Consider the following 14,383-nt stretch of genomic DNA (forward strand, 5'->3'; position numbering starts at 1 on the left):
CACGAGCACCGGTCTCCCACCTGACAACACAGCGATCGTTGTTGCTAGCCGCTAAACACCGTACTGCAGTCCCGCGCTCGTCATACAACCGATAGAAGCAACAACTCAGCGCCGACTCCGGCTCGGCCCTGGGCGCGTGGTTTCTTCAACGCGCCACTGTCCAGGCGCAAGCGAGTCCAGCCGCCACTCACCGATCGCAACGCGTACCAGGCGCAAGGTCGGCAAGCCCACCGCTGCGGTCATACGTCGCACCTGACGGTTGCGGCCTTCGGTGATCTGCAGCTCCAGCCAGGCGTCGGGCACGGTCTTGCGCACGCGCACCGGCGGATCGCGCGGCCACAGCGGCGGTGCCGGATCGAGGCTGCGCACCTGTGCCGGCCGGGTCGGGCCATCGTTGAGCACCACTCCGTCGCGCAAGGCCTGCAGTTGCTCGGCTTGCGGCTCTCCCTCCACCTGCACCCAGTAGGTCTTGGGCTGCTTGTGGCGTGGGTCGGTGAGCCGATGCGCCAATGCGCCGTCGTCGGTCAGCAACAACAATCCCTCGCTATCGTGATCCAGACGGCCAGCCGCGTACACATCGGGCGGCAAGCCGAATTCGGCCAGCGTGCGCTTGGGCGGCTGCGAGCGGTCGCTGAATTGCGACAGCACGCCATAGGGTTTGTTCAACAACACCAACATGGCAATCCTGTTGCGCGACGCACGGCCCAGCCCCACGTAGTTCTGACATCTGCATGCCGACACGCGCAACGCGCCGGCATGCAGTCGATGCCTTCAGCGCTTGACGAACTTCAAGGTCATGCGGTCGCTCTCGCCGATGGCCTTGTACTTTGCATCGTCGGCCTTGTCATGGCTGTTGCTCGGCGGCAGCGTCCACACACCGCCCGGGTAATCCTTGGTGTCGCGCGGGTTGGCGTTGACCTCGCTCTTGCCGACCAGCGTGAAACCGGCTGCCTCGGCCATCGCGATCACCTGCGCCTGGCCGACATAACCGCTCTTGTCGTCGGCCGGCACATCGGCCTTGGCCCGATGTTCGACCACGCCGAGCACGCCGCCGGGCTTGAGCACTTTATAGAAGCCGGCAAACATCGCCTCGGCATTGCCGGCCATGCGCCAGTTGTGCACGTTGCGGAAGGTCAGCACCAGGTCGGCGGAGTTGTCCACGCCGAAGGACGGCGACTTGGGCACATACGATACGAATGACGGCTTGCCATATACCTCCGGCTTGGCCTGGAACTTCTTCTCCAGGTCATCGCGCGCGCTCTGTGCGTAATCGCGGCTACGGCCTTCCGGCGCCGCCGCGGGGTCGACCACTGCCGCAACATATTTTCCCTTCTCGCGCAGGTAAGGCGCCAGGATTTCCGAATACCAGCCCCCGCCCGGAGTGATCTCGATGACGGTCTGGGTCGGCTTGATGCCGAAGAACGCCAGCGTCTGGCCGGGGTGGCGGTCCTGGTCGCGCTGCACGTAAACGCGGTCGCGCCAGTTGCCGTTGATGGCCGCCTGCAACGCGGTATCGGGCGCCGGCAACGTCGTGCTATCGGCAGGCTTCACCGCCATCGCCACAGGGAGGCTCATCGCCACCACCACACTCATCACACATGCACAGGCCAGCTTGTTGCGGATCATCGCAGCGCCCTCCTCCGGGAAAAGTAGCGCGAGCCTAGCATGTGCTCCGGGGCATGCCATGTGCCCGTCGTTGGGCGGCACAGGACACGTTACGGCGTCCCCTGTCGCCGACATGTTCAGATCCTGTGAGCCGCTGAGGACGATCGGCGGAACGCTGAATCCACACAGATGTCACACGCAACATCGGTACGCGTGACTATCCTGTGCGTAGTTCGAAACAGGAGCATCCATGATGTCCCAACCCCGCGCACTCGGCCGCTCCGGCCTGCAGGTTCAACCGATTGTCTTCGGTGGCAATGTGTTCGGCTGGAGCGCCGATGAGGCGACCTCGTTCGCACTGCTCGACGCGTTCGTGGACGCCGGCTTCAATCTGATCGATACGGCCGATGCGTATTCTGGCTGGGTGCCCGGCAACCGCGGTGGCGAATCGGAAGCCATCATCGGGCGTTGGCTTGCACGCAGCGGCAAGCGCGACAAGGTGCTGATCGCCACCAAGGTGGCCAAGTGGAGCGAGCATCCCGGTCTGTCGCCAGACAACATCGCCGCGGCGGTGGAAGATTCGTTGACGCGTCTGCAGACCGATGTGATCGATCTGTACCAGGCGCACGAAGACGACGAATCGATTCCGCTCGAAGCCACGCTGGCTGCGTTCGGCCGATTGATCGAACAAGGCAAGGTCCGTGCGATCGGCGCATCCAACTACAGCGCCGCGCGCCTGCGCGATGCGCTGGATATTTCCGAGCAGTACACACTGCCGCGCTACGAAAGCCTGCAGCCGGAATACAACCTGTACGATCGCGCCGGTTACGAAGCAGAACTCGAGCCGCTCGTGCGTGAGCACGAGCTTGGCGTGATCAGTTACTACTCGCTGGCCAGCGGCTTTCTCACCGGCAAGTACCGCAGCGCCGACGATGCCGGCAAGAGCAGTGCGCGTGGTGCGTCGGTGGTCAAGCAATACGTCAACCCGCGTGGCCTGCGCATCCTGCAGGCGCTGGACGATCTAGCCGTCACGCACAACGCCACACCCGCGCAAATCGCCCTGGCCTGGCTGATCGCACGCCCCAGTCTCACCGCGCCGATCGTCAGCGCCACCAGCGTGACCCAACTGCACGATGTGCTGGCAGCCGCACGCCTGTCGTTGAATGCCGATCAGATTGCACAGCTCGACACCGCCAGTGCGCCGGAGCCATCGGCAACAGCGTGATGCACGAGCTCGGCGTGTCGCGTTGCCTGCCGTGCATGCATCCTGGTGCACCTCTTACAACACGCTCGCGCGCATTGTGCGCACCCGACCGCGCTTGCGCGGACTCTTTGCGAGGAATTTCCCATGACATCCATGACCAATCGCCGCATCGTGCTGGCATCGCGCCCGCACGGTGAACCCAGCGCCAGCAACTTCCGCATCGAGGACGTGGCCGTCGCGCCGACCGGCCACGATCAGATCCTGGTACGCAATCGCTTCCTGTCGCTGGACCCATATATGCGCGGACGCATGGACGACGGCCCCTCCTACGCCGCGCCGGTGGCCATCGACGCAGTGATGGAAGGCGGCACCGTTGGCGAAGTCATCCAATCCAATCACGCCGACTATCACCCCGGTGATCTGCTGGTGCTCCCCGGTGGCTGGCAGACGCATAGCCTGCTGACCCCGAAAACACCGTTACGCAAGCTGCCAGCGGACGATGGCCTGCCGCTGAGCACCGCGCTCGGCGTGTATGGCATGCCCGGCTTTACCGCCTATGCGGGCCTGCATGAAATCGGCAAACCCCAATCGGGCGAAACGCTGGTGGTGGCTGCGGCCAGCGGCCCGGTTGGCGCCACGGTAGCGCAGCTGGCACGCCTTCAAGGCCTGCGCGTGGTGGCCATTGCCGGTGGCGAAGAAAAAGTGCGTTACCTGCGCGACACGTTGCGCGTGGATGTGGCGCTGGATCACCGCGCCGACGACTTTGCAGAGCAGCTGCGCGTAGCGACACCGGACGGCATCGACATCTACTTCGAAAACGTCGGCGGCAAGGTGTTCGATGCGGTGTTGCCGCAGCTCAACGACTTCGCACGCATCCCGGTGTGCGGCGTGATCGCCACCTACAACAGCCGGGGGCAGGTACTGCCCGGTCCAGATCGCCTGCCCGAGTTTATGGGGCACGTGCTGCGCAAGCGTCTCACGGTGCGTGGCTTCATCCAGCAGGATTTCATCCGTCTGATGCCCGCGTTCCTGCGCGAAATGGGCCAGTGGCTGCGCGAGGACAAGATTCAGTACCGCGAACACGTACTGCACGGCCTGGACAGCGCCGCGCAAGGCCTGATCGACGTCTTGCGCGGCAAAAACTTCGGAAAAGCCGTCGTCGCCCTCGACTAACCACATTGACTGCGCTGCGCACACCTTCGCTCTTGCGATTCCCCATTTTCGACTTCCCATTTCCAAAGGAACACAATGACTGTCCCCGCATTCGGCCTCGGCACCTTTCGCCTCAAAGACCAGGTTGTCATCGATTCGGTGCGTAGCGCACTGGAACTGGGCTATCGCGCGGTCGATACCGCGCAGATTTACGACAACGAAGCGCAGGTCGGTGAAGCAATCGCAGCCTCCGGCATTGCGCGCGATCAGCTGTATCTGACCACCAAGATCTGGGTCGACAAGTTCGGCGACGGCGCCTTGCTGCCCAGTCTGCAGGAAAGCCTGCGCAAGCTCGGCACCGAGTACGTGGATCTCACCCTGATCCATTGGCCTTCGCCGAAGGACCAGGTGCCGATGCGCGAGTATCTGGAAGCCCTGGCGCAGGCCAGACAGCAGGGTCTGACCCGCGCGATCGGCGTGTCCAACTTCACCATCGCCCTGACCAAGCAGGCGATCGAGATCCTGGGAGCCGACGCCATCGCCACCAACCAGATCGAAGTGCATCCCTATCTGCAGAATCGTGCCGTCACCGATTTCCTGCGCGAGCAAGGCATCCATGTCACGTCGTACATGACGTTGGCGGTCGGCGAAGTACTCAAGGATCCGGTGATCCAGGCGATCGCAGCACGTCACGCCGCCACCCCGGCACAGGTCACCCTGGCCTGGGCACTGCAGCAGGGTTACTCGGTGATTCCGTCCTCGACCAAGCGCGAGAATCTGGAAAGCAACCTCAAGGCGCAGACGCTACAGCTAACCGAGCAGGACATGCGCGAGATCGCCGCACTCGACCGCGGGCACCGCCTGGCCAATCCGCAGGCGATCGCGCCCGACTGGGATTGAGTTCTTGTTTTTGCCATGCGCCGGCGTCGCTCGGTGCATGGCGGCAACCGCCGCGACGACCGCTCGTCGTCGCGCGCTGGTTGCGTGCGCCAGCCGCTGCTACGGTGCCCGTACAAGGGGGTAGTCTCGATTCCGGAGTCCTACCCATGCACAGCGCATCCGTCTTGACCCGCCGCAGCGTCAATCTCGACGCGGAGATCGCCTATTGGCGCGACGTCCATGCCGAAGGGCATCTGGGTGGTTACGCCTTTGCCGACTACGCCCGGCTGCTTACCCTCGGCTACGACATCTACCTGGCCTACCCACGCGCAACCGAAGCACAGCTGTATCGCGTGCTGCAGGACAGCTACTACCACTGTCTGCCGATGCTGTCGGTGCCCTGGGATCAGGCGCGCTGGATCGTGCGGCATGCTTGGCGGCATCTGGAAGATGCGGCTGTTCGGCATTGAGCCACTGATCAAGCGCTCACTGACCGGTTAGCGTTGACCTCGCTGATCAAGCCTCGGGCAATGCGCGACGTTCACTGGTGGGTGGGCACTGAGGAGGATGCGGTCGGTCATGCGTGCTACTGGCGTCAGCGAGATGGAAACACCACAAACCGGCTCAGGCAGCGCCCGGCGTTGTTGCCTATACGCGTTGTAGGCAGGCATCGCACGCCCCGCACGATCACAACACGTCGTTCGACGACCGCGCGCTGCAAGACCCGCGCGCCTGCAAACGGCCCGATGCGATCGCTGCTTAGTTCAACTGCCCGATCGCCATCGCCTGGCGGTCGATACGGTGCTTTTCGGCCAGCGCCTGCATGCCTTGCAGGGTCGAGGCGATCAGGCTGGCGTAACGCAGCCGCCACAGGGTGGCGCGGTCGTTGTCGTCATGCGTGCTGCCCAGGCCATCGAGCACCTGCGGCAGGCGCCGGTCGGCCAGTGCAGCTGCAGCCAAGTAGGGCTTTGCCGGTGCGATGACGTCTACCGGCTCGCGCCAGTCGTTCGCCACCTGCCGGGCGATGCCGGCCAAGTGCGAGAGCTGATGCATGCCGATCAGCGTCTCATGCAGCATCTCGCGGCACGCCCATTGCCACAACGCCACCTTTTCCGATGGGTCCTGGGCAATCTCGGTAAGCGCCAGGTCTACCTTTTCGATGCGTGGGTCGAGCATTGTGAAGCTCCGATGCTGCTGTGCAACATAATTCACACCATACTCCGTGAGAATCAAGTGAGCTAGTCGTTTGAACGCCGTCAGTGTGCCGATGCCCGACCCGGTTCACGCTTCGCAACCACCGGCTCCCGTGCGCCCTGACGGCACCCTGACTTTCTTCCCATGACTGCAGCGTCCGCCCCGCGTAATGCTGCAGATCCGGATCTCAAGGCCATCCCCATGCGCGGCACCATGTTTCTTGTCCCGCTGTGCCTGCTGGTGGCCTGCGCCGCGCAGGCCAAGACCGCCACCCCGCAGCTGTCCGCACAGCAATGCGATGTCAGTACGTCCTACGACGTGCTCGCCGATAGCGGCGGTATCTGGCTGCACCGCAAGCAGGGCGTGCCGCGCGACGTCTTCTTTCATGGTGGCGAGCTCAACGTGGACCACCAGCCGCAGCCCGTCAGCACGGCCGATGCGCAACGTTTGCGCGAGCTGGAGCAACGCACGCGCACCTTGATGCCGGCGGTGACGTCCATCGCCCAGTCGGTGGTCGACATCACCTTCGACGCGCTGAATGGCGTGGTCCACGTGCTGTCCGGCAGCACGCGCCAGCAGCGCAAGGTCGAGCGGCTGCGCATGGCCGCACACGCGCAGGTGGAGGACAGCCTCGGCCGCGGGCGCTGGGAGCAAACAGTCTTCGACGAACGCTTCCAAGCCAACGTCGAACATGCCGCCCAGGCGCTAGCCGGACACCTCACCCGCAGCGTGCTGTGGACGGTGATGACCGGACGCACCGCGCAAATGGAACGTCGCGGTGCGGACCTGGACGCGCAGATGCAGCGGCAGATGCAGGGCCGCAGCGATGTGCTGGAAGCCCAGGCGCGCACCTTGTGTGTGCAGGCACAAGCGCTCTATGCAGTGCAGCAAGCGTTGGAGTACCGCTTCAACGGCGAGCGCCTGCAGATGCTGGAAGTCAACGCGCATCCGCGGACGCCATCGGAGGATGCACCGACCTCCAATCGCATCGTGGCGACGATGACGCGCTAAACAGCGTGTATTGCAACGCGCACGGCGTGGTTGACGCTAGCGCCGTGCCACAGGGTGCATGCGCGATGGGCGGTGCATGGAATAGCAGGGGACGCCGATGTGCCCGCTGCCGCGGCATCGCTGCAGGGCGCGTGCGGGAATCGGGAACCTTCTCAAACCACAACGAACAACGGCCCGACGCGTGCGCCGGGCCGTTGTTGATCCCGTGATGCGCAATGCGCATCACGGCCTGAGCTGCATTACGCCAGGGTCAGGGTGACGTCGATATTGCCGCGGGTCGCATTGGAGTACGGGCAGACCTGATGGGCCTTGTCGACCAGTGTCTGCAGTTCGGCCTGGTCCATGCCCGGCACGGCGATACGCAGCTCTACGACGATGCCGAAGCCGCCAGGAATCTGGCCGATGCCAACGCTGCTGTCGATGCTCACTTCGCCCGGCAGCTTGATCTTGTCCTGTGCGGCAACGGCCTTCATCGCGCCGATGAAGCAGGCAGCGTAACCGGCTGCGAACAGCTGTTCCGGGTTGGTGCCATCGCCGCCGGCGCCGCCCAGTTCGCGCGGGGTGGACAGCTTGGCGTCCAACGCCTTGTCCGAGGACACGGCACGGCCTTCGCGGCCGCCGGTGGCAGTGGCATGGGCGGTGTAGAGGACTTTTTCAGGTGAGGCCATGGTGGTTCTCCAGGGTGAGCGCTGTGAGCGCATGAGGGGTTTCATAGTTGACGATTGAATCGTGTACAACGTGTTGCAAAACAGGGACGCGCGTTGGGGCATTCACCCGGCGCCGAGGCTGGAGCGTAACTTCTCCAATTCCTGCTTGAGTTGAAGCAGTTCGTCCAACGAACAAGCAGACGCACAAAACACCTGTTCCGGCACCGCGCCTGCCCTGCTGCGCAACGCGCGGCCGGTTTCGGTCAGCGCGATGATGACCTGACGCTCGTCGTTGACCGCACGTGTGCGAGTGACCAAGCCGGCCGCCTGCAGGCGCTTGAGCAACGGTGTCAACGTGGCCGAATCCAGATACAGGCGCTCACCGATCTCCGACACGCTGCGTTCGTCGGTCTCCCACAGCACCAGCATCACCAGGTACTGCGGATAGGTCAGGTCCAGTGCCTTCAACAAGCCGCGGTAGAGCTTGTGCATCGCCAGATTGGCCGAATACAGCGCAAAGCACAGCTGGTTGTCGAGCTGCAGCAGCGCATCGGTGCGGGCGTTGGTGACTGTGGCGGTGTCCATGACTACAATCTAAATTGTGCACTATCTAATTGCAAGCGATTTATTTGCGCGATCTTCCTTTGCCTCGCTAAGGCCAGTCGGCCATTGCTGCCGGACTTCGGGCTGGCAGCTGCGAACCTCGCAGTAGCGCACTGCAGGATGAGCGCTGGGATAGCGATGCCGCAGCCGCCCGTCACACGCCTGTACGGCACGCATCGCGTTCGCCGGACGCGCACGGAAGCGCCCGCGGCGCCTCATTCGCTCCACGAGGTGATTGAAAGACGTACTAGCGACAACACCGAATGACGTCGTCAGCCGACGCGCTGAGCGATCGCCCTGTCGGCAGCGCAGTGCCACCACCGCCCATGCACGGCAGTGGCAATCGCACAGGTCCTCGCCTACCCGATCATCCGCTTACGCGCGATGCGCCGTTGCCAGGTAGTGCGCGCTCTGCATTTCGATCAGGCGCGAGGCAGTGCGTTCGAAGGCGCCGGCCAGGCGCTGGCCGCTGTACAAGGCCGGAGGCGCGTCTTGCGCAGTGCAGACCAGATTGACGTGGCGGTCGTACAGCTCGTCGATCAGGTTGACGAAGCGGCGCGCGGCGTCTTCGTTCATGCGGTCGAAGTGCGGAATGCCGCCCACCAACACCGTGGTGAACTCGCGTGCGATCTCGATGTAGTCGCCGGGTCCGCGCGGGCCTTCGCACAGCGCGACAAAATCGAACCAGGCGATGCTCTTGCCACGCGCGCGCACCGGAATCTTGCGCGATTCGATTTCGATATTGCCCGCGCGCGCCTCCGCATTACCGCTCAGCTCGCCCCACCGCTGTGCAAGCCAGGCATCGGCCTTCGCATCCAACGGCGCGCGGTACACCGGCGAGCGCGTCAGCGCGCGCATGCGGTAATCCTCGGTGCCTTCTGCGTAAAGTTCCACGCAGAACTTCTGCAGCAACCCGATCGCCGGCATGAAGCTGTCGCGCTGCAATCCGTTGGCGTAGAGATTTTCCGGCGCGGTGTTGGACGTGGTGACCAGCGTCACGCCTTCGGCGAACAGGCGTTCGAGCAGGCGTGCCAGCAACATCGCATCGCCGATGTCGGTGACGAAGAATTCGTCCAGCACCAGCACGCGCAGAGTCTCGCGCCACTGCTGCGCGATTCTGGCCAGCGGATCGCTCTGCCCGGCGTGTTCGCGCAGCTGCTCGTGCACGCCGCGCATGAAGCGGTGGAAATGCGTGCGGTATTTCTGCTTGATCGGCAGGCCGTCGTAGAACAGATCGACCAGAAAGGTCTTGCCGCGCCCGACACCGCCCCAGAAGTACAGGCCACGTACCGGTTCAGGTTTTTTCCAGAACGCCGACAACCGATCCAGCCAACCGTCCTGTTCGCCGTCCACCAGCGCTTCGTGGATACGGTCTAGTTCCGCCAGGGCCGCCAGCTGCGCGGGGTCGGCACGCCAGTCGCCGCGTTGTACGCCGGCGGCGTAGCGCTGCGACGGGATCATCTCACTCATTACATTCTCCGCGGACCGGCTGCTGCCTGGCCCGCTCAACAGCGCATCGCCGGGCGATGCGCAGGGGCCGTGCCGCGGTCAGACGGCGGCCGGCAACCAGCGCCGGACACCATGCTGGATCGCACCGCGCAGGTCGATCAATTTGCGGTGGAAGAAATGGCTGGTGTCGGGCATGCGCACCAGCTCGGGTTGCTGCTCCAGGGTTTCCAGCCAGTCGTAGACCGCTTGCGGGTCGACGATCTCGTCGGCATCGCCCTGGATCACCAACCACTGCGCCGGCGGCTGGATATCACTGAAATCCCAGCGCCCGGCCGGCGGTGCGATCGAGATCAGCACCTGCGGTTCGAGTGATCCGGCAGCACGCAGCGACACGTAGGCGCCGAAGCTGAAACCGCCCAACCACAGCGTGTCGCCCGGGCGCTGCGTCCGCACCCAGCCAGCGACCGCACGCAGATCGTCCTGCTCGCCATCGCCATGATCGAACGCGCCCGCCGAATTGCCGACGCTGCGGAAATTGAAGCGCACCACGGTGATGCCCAGCTCGCGCAGCGCGCGCGCGGCCATGGTGACGACCTTGTTGTGCATGCTGCCGCCCTCGGTGGAGAGCGGATGGCAGAAGATGGCGGTGACCGCTTGTGCGGCAACATCCGGCTCGGGCAGATCGACCGCGACATCCAGCGGGCCGACCGGCCCCTCCAGCGTCAACGCAGCCGATTCGGTGGGGAATGAGGGATTGGACATGCCTGCATAATAGCCGCCCCGCCGGCCGCGTTCATCGCCCTGCCTGCACACTTCGTTGCGTTGCCCATGCATTTCCTGCTGTTTGCCGTTATCTGCAGTGTCCTGGTGTCGGTGCTCTTGAAGCTTGCGCCACGCCGCCAGATCGACGTGTTTCAGGCCATTACCTGGAACTACGCCACCGCTGCACTCCTGGCCTGGCTGATCCTGCATCCTGCGCTGGACACGCTGCGCTCCACTACCGCTCCCTGGTTGGCGTTGCTGCTGTTGGCTGTGGCGCTGCCCTCCATCTTCCTGGTGCTGGCGCGGTCGGTCGCGGTGGCCGGTATCGTACGTACCGATGTTGCGCAACGCTTGTCGTTGGTGCTCTCGTTGGCTGCAGCCTTCACCGTTTTCGGCGAACCGGTCAATGGCTGGAAACTGGCAGGGCTTGCGCTAGGCATGTTGGCGATCGTGTGCATCGTGCGACGCCCCCGTCACCACGTCGCGACCGATCCGCTGCCAAGCACAACCGGCCTGCCCTGGCTGATTAGTGTGTGGATGGGCTTCGCGCTCATCGACCTGCTGCTCAAGCACATTGCGCAGGCCGGGACACCTTCGCTGACATCGTTGACGTTGTGTTTTGCGCTGGCCTTCGTGCTGATGCTTGGCGTGCAGAGCGTGCGTTGGGCACGAGGCGCCAGCATGAGCACCCGCAGCATGCTTGCCGGCGTGCTGTTGGGTGCGCTCAATTTCGGCAACATCCTCTGTTATGTGCGTGCGCACCAGCTGCTGCCGCACAGCCCGGCAACCGTTTTTGCCAGCATGAATCTGGGCGTGGTCGTGTTGGGGGCGCTGGTCGGCAAGTTGGGATTTGCCGAACGCCTGGGCCTGCGCGGCTGGTTGGGGCTGGCATTGGCTGCACCGGCCATCGCGGCGATTGCCTGGGGGATGCGTCTGGGTTGACGCTCACGCGTTCGGCCTACGCGACGCCGGTTCGCAGCCCGGCTCCGGCACCGCAATGGGATCGCTACGATGGATGCACAGTCCGAAAGGAGTATGTGATGCGCACGAATTTTCTTTCGCGCAGCTATTATCGCGGCGCTGCAGAACCAGCCAGCTCAGCTGCTGCCGATGTGCCAGCAGCCACTCCGCAGTCATGTTCACCGCACGTGCTGCATCAAGCTCCCAGGACCAATGCGGTGAGCAATACCTCGAGGTCGCCCCGGGGAATGCTCGCGTCGGCGCGTAAGTCGCTAGTTAGCCTGCGCAAGCGCCTACCTTCGATGTGCCTGGGTTCACCGACCACCGAAGCAACGCAGACCCCGGGTAGGCCATCCACACCCCATGTCTACATGCACGCTCCGCGACCGCAGACGGCGCCAACCGGGCTCGACGCGCAAGGGCCAGATTCCATGGGCATTCCCTTCTACCTCACTCCGCTGCAACCCCCAGCACGGCATCAGGCGGCGGTGGCCGCCGCAGGCACGAGAGAGTCCGTGCAGGTGCGGCCAAGCCGCAACGGGGAGATATGGCAACAGCAACAATCTCCCCATCGACGCAATACACCCACACAGGCGCCGCGGAAAATGGAGCCTACCCGCGCTGCAGGTCGCGCGCCGGTTAGCGAATACGAACAAAACCGCAGCAATCACTTGCGAGAGCGGGCGCCGCGCCGCATCGTTACCGACCGAGCAAGCCTGCGGCAGCCGGGCCTCCAACAATCGCCCCCATTGCCGGTGTCACCCGGTGTGTCGCCAACGTATAGTGTGTCGCCAACGTCGTCCTCGCCGACTCAAAGCAAGCGGAAGACGCTATTAGACAGGCTGAATGCGCAATTGGTCCCGTATCACCAGCGGAAATATCAGATCGATAGCCGTGAAGATCCCACGCCCACAGAAGAGGATCGAGAGCTGCTCGAAACGCGTCAGGTACTCATCAACCAACGTAATGGCATCCGCGACATCCAGCTCGACAGAATGCTTGTGGCGCTTGCCCCTATGGAAAAGATCAACCCACCGCAGCAGACGACCAGTCGTGTGAGCGTTGTCCAAAACAGGGTGATTGAGGCCAATAGGCGGGCCTTCTTGGCCGTCGAAGGCAAAGAACTCAACATGGACTTGATCGCCAAGGATTACGCAAGGGCCCAGCGTCGCATTGATTCGCTGCGAGCAAGCGGGGCGGATTACAGGAAGCTCAAGCGTCTGGAACGCATGATGAAGGGTTACGAAAACTGGCTTGAGTTGCGGCAGATGATCAAGGATATCAATGATCAGCTCGCACAGCTGGGCGCACCACAGCTGAGCGACAGCGACCCTAGTACACCGCGAGAGCTGGAGGATGCTGCGCGGGAGCAACTAGAAATCCACGCAGACTCAATGGAGAACGGTTATTGGTAATGAAAATCCTGACGGCCAGGAGCAGTGGCACTGCACGCGCATCGCAGCCTGGGCCCATGTACTTGATGCAATAAAAGCGCATGGGCGAAGGGACTACACATGCGTGGCAGCGTAACCACGGTCAACGCTCCCAATGCGGGAACGGATCGTCCAGCAGCTGCCATTGCGCCGGCCCCTGACGCAGTTCCTGGTCGCTGAGCAGGCAGGCATCCAGCGCAGCGCGCGTGCGCGGAGCGTCCATTTCCACGCCGATCACTGCCAGCTCCTGACGACGGTCGCCCCAGAGCGGATGCCATAGCCGCTGCATCGCGGCGTATTCGCTGGCATCGCCTACCTCGTGCGGTTGCGGCAGTGGCGCGGTCCAGCAGTGCGTCTGTTGCCGCTGCCAGCCGAGGTCGGTATAGGGCAACGGCGTAATACTGGTGTGCAGCGGCTGGCCAACCAATTGCGCATCCACGCGGTGGCGCGCAGCAAACCAGAAACCGGCTGCGTTGGTCTGGGTGGCGCCGCCCACACTGGATAGTTCGCCCACCCAATCCATGCGACTGGCCAGCCAGAAGAAGCCCTTGCTGCGAATCACCTGCGGCAGACCGCTATGCACCATGCGCGCGAAACGCTGCGGATGAAATGGCCGACGCGCACGGTAGACGAAGCTGCTGATGCCATATTCCTCGGTTTCCGGCGTGTGCTGACCGCGCAGTTCCTGCATCCAGCCCGGCGCCAGCTGCGCACGGGTGAAATCGAAACGCCCGGTGTCGAGCAGCTGCTGCAGCGGCACTTCGCCATGCGCGGCATCCACAATCGCCGCTTCGCGGTTGAGCGCACGCAGCACTGCGCGCAGGCGCTGTAACTGCTGCGCATCGATACGATCGCATTTGCTGATGACCAGCACATCGGCGAATTCCACCTGTTCGCCCAGCAACTGCACCAGCCCGCGTGTATCGTCGGGGCCGGCTTGCTGGCCGAGTTCGGCCAGTGTTGCGGCCGAGCCGAAGTCCTCCAGAAAACGGCTGCCGTCCACTACCGTCACCATGGTGTCGAGCCGAGCGATGTCCGACAGGCTGAAACCGTCGGCGTCGCGCACCGCGAAGGTAGCGGCCACCGGCATCGGCTCGGCGATGCCGGTCGATTCGATCAGCAGATAGTCGTAGCGACCCTGCTCTGCGAGTCGGCGCACTTCCTGCAGCAGATCGTCGCGCAGCGTGCAGCAGATGCAGCCGTTACTGAATTCCACCAGTGTCTCTTCGGTGCGCCGCAAGGCCGCGCCGCCCTCGCGCACCAGCTGCGCATCGATGTTGACCTCGCTCATGTCGTTGACGATCACCGCCACACGCAGGCCGTCGCGGTTATGCAGGATGCGGTTGAGCAAGGTGGTCTTGCCCGCACCCAGAAAGCCGGACAACACGGTGACGGGGAGGCGCGAATCGCGCTTGGGAGACAGGGACATCCTGAAAGCCTGGCTGAAGTGAAGTGTTACTATATAACACTTGCTCGACGGAACA

At 63.7% G+C, this 14,383-nt stretch carries 15 protein-coding genes; 7 read left to right on the forward strand and 8 right to left on the reverse strand.

Annotated elements, in window-relative coordinates; translation table 11 throughout:
• Window positions 1-105: 105 nt before the first annotated feature.
• Together M0D43_RS09885 and M0D43_RS09890 are read right to left on the reverse strand one after the other, a co-directional pair.
• Window positions 106-678 carry a pseudouridine synthase gene (locus M0D43_RS09885; RefSeq protein WP_252164476.1) on the reverse strand — a complete coding sequence of 191 codons (573 nt, stop codon included), beginning with the start codon at window positions 676-678 and terminating at the stop codon, window positions 106-108.
• A gap of 93 nt (window positions 679-771) precedes the next feature.
• Window positions 772-1,626, reverse strand: a complete 855-nt coding sequence (locus M0D43_RS09890; RefSeq protein ID WP_252164477.1) for a class I SAM-dependent methyltransferase — start codon at window positions 1,624-1,626, stop codon at window positions 772-774.
• Window positions 1,627-1,858: 232 nt separating this feature from the next.
• On the opposite strand from M0D43_RS09890, the gene M0D43_RS09895 reads away from it, so the two are divergent.
• The 4 genes from M0D43_RS09895 (at window position 1,859) to M0D43_RS09910 (ending at window position 5,310) form a co-directional block, all read left to right on the forward strand.
• Window positions 1,859-2,830: an aldo/keto reductase gene (locus M0D43_RS09895; RefSeq protein WP_260808177.1), complete on the forward strand. Its 972-nt coding sequence runs from the start codon at window positions 1,859-1,861 to the stop codon at window positions 2,828-2,830.
• Window positions 2,831-2,953: 123 nt separating this feature from the next.
• On the forward strand, window positions 2,954-3,982 hold the full coding sequence (locus M0D43_RS09900) for an NADPH-dependent curcumin/dihydrocurcumin reductase (RefSeq protein ID WP_101364577.1): 1,029 nt from the start codon (window positions 2,954-2,956) through the stop codon (window positions 3,980-3,982).
• Window positions 3,983-4,057: 75 nt separating this feature from the next.
• A complete protein-coding gene (gene dkgB, locus M0D43_RS09905; RefSeq protein ID WP_101364576.1) occupies window positions 4,058-4,861 on the forward strand; it encodes a 2,5-didehydrogluconate reductase DkgB in 804 nt (267 codons plus the stop codon).
• Between the two features lie 146 nt (window positions 4,862-5,007).
• Window positions 5,008-5,310 (forward strand): hypothetical protein, encoded by a 303-nt coding sequence (locus M0D43_RS09910; protein WP_101364575.1) that lies wholly within the window; start codon window positions 5,008-5,010, stop codon window positions 5,308-5,310.
• A 289-nt stretch (window positions 5,311-5,599) separates the two neighbouring features.
• Here the strand turns inward: M0D43_RS09910 and M0D43_RS09915 are convergent, their stop codons facing one another.
• Entirely contained in the window at window positions 5,600-6,016 is a 417-nt protein-coding gene (locus tag M0D43_RS09915; RefSeq protein ID WP_162301115.1) for a hypothetical protein, read from the reverse strand.
• A gap of 162 nt (window positions 6,017-6,178) precedes the next feature.
• Here M0D43_RS09915 and M0D43_RS09920 point away from each other — a divergent pair, with 162 nt between their 5' ends.
• Window positions 6,179-7,045 carry a DUF2884 family protein gene (locus M0D43_RS09920; protein ID WP_260808178.1) on the forward strand — a complete coding sequence of 289 codons (867 nt, stop codon included), beginning with the start codon at window positions 6,179-6,181 and terminating at the stop codon, window positions 7,043-7,045.
• Window positions 7,046-7,284: 239 nt separating this feature from the next.
• On the opposite strand, the gene M0D43_RS09925 is transcribed toward M0D43_RS09920, so the two are convergent.
• The 4 genes from M0D43_RS09925 to M0D43_RS09940 form a co-directional block, all read right to left on the reverse strand.
• On the reverse strand, window positions 7,285-7,713 hold the full coding sequence (locus tag M0D43_RS09925) for an organic hydroperoxide resistance protein (RefSeq protein ID WP_101364572.1): 429 nt from the start codon (window positions 7,711-7,713) through the stop codon (window positions 7,285-7,287).
• Window positions 7,714-7,815: 102 nt separating this feature from the next.
• Complete coding sequence (locus tag M0D43_RS09930; protein WP_260808179.1) at window positions 7,816-8,277, reverse strand: MarR family winged helix-turn-helix transcriptional regulator; 462 nt, start codon at window positions 8,275-8,277, stop codon at window positions 7,816-7,818.
• A gap of 393 nt (window positions 8,278-8,670) precedes the next feature.
• Window positions 8,671-9,765, reverse strand: coding sequence for a cell division protein ZapE (gene zapE, locus M0D43_RS09935; RefSeq protein ID WP_260808180.1), 1,095 nt, complete (start codon window positions 9,763-9,765; stop codon window positions 8,671-8,673).
• Between the two features lie 78 nt (window positions 9,766-9,843).
• Complete coding sequence (locus M0D43_RS09940) at window positions 9,844-10,506, reverse strand: alpha/beta hydrolase (RefSeq protein ID WP_260808181.1); 663 nt, start codon at window positions 10,504-10,506, stop codon at window positions 9,844-9,846.
• 66 nt (window positions 10,507-10,572) lie between these two features.
• Between M0D43_RS09940 and M0D43_RS09945 the strand changes: the two genes are divergently transcribed.
• Window positions 10,573-11,448: an EamA family transporter gene (locus M0D43_RS09945; RefSeq protein ID WP_252164487.1), complete on the forward strand. Its 876-nt coding sequence runs from the start codon at window positions 10,573-10,575 to the stop codon at window positions 11,446-11,448.
• Window positions 11,449-11,546: 98 nt separating this feature from the next.
• Window positions 11,547-12,881 (forward strand): type III secretion system effector protein XopR, encoded by a 1,335-nt coding sequence (gene xopR / locus M0D43_RS09950; RefSeq protein WP_286365601.1) that lies wholly within the window; start codon window positions 11,547-11,549, stop codon window positions 12,879-12,881.
• A gap of 121 nt (window positions 12,882-13,002) precedes the next feature.
• On the opposite strand, the gene M0D43_RS09955 is transcribed toward xopR, so the two are convergent.
• Entirely contained in the window at window positions 13,003-14,328 is a 1,326-nt protein-coding gene (locus M0D43_RS09955; RefSeq protein WP_252164489.1) for a GTP-binding protein, read from the reverse strand.
• Window positions 14,329-14,383 lie beyond the last annotated feature (55 nt).

The sequence above is a fragment of the Xanthomonas prunicola genome, assembly GCF_025266575.1.
GTDB classification, from domain to species: domain Bacteria; phylum Pseudomonadota; class Gammaproteobacteria; order Xanthomonadales; family Xanthomonadaceae; genus Xanthomonas; species Xanthomonas prunicola.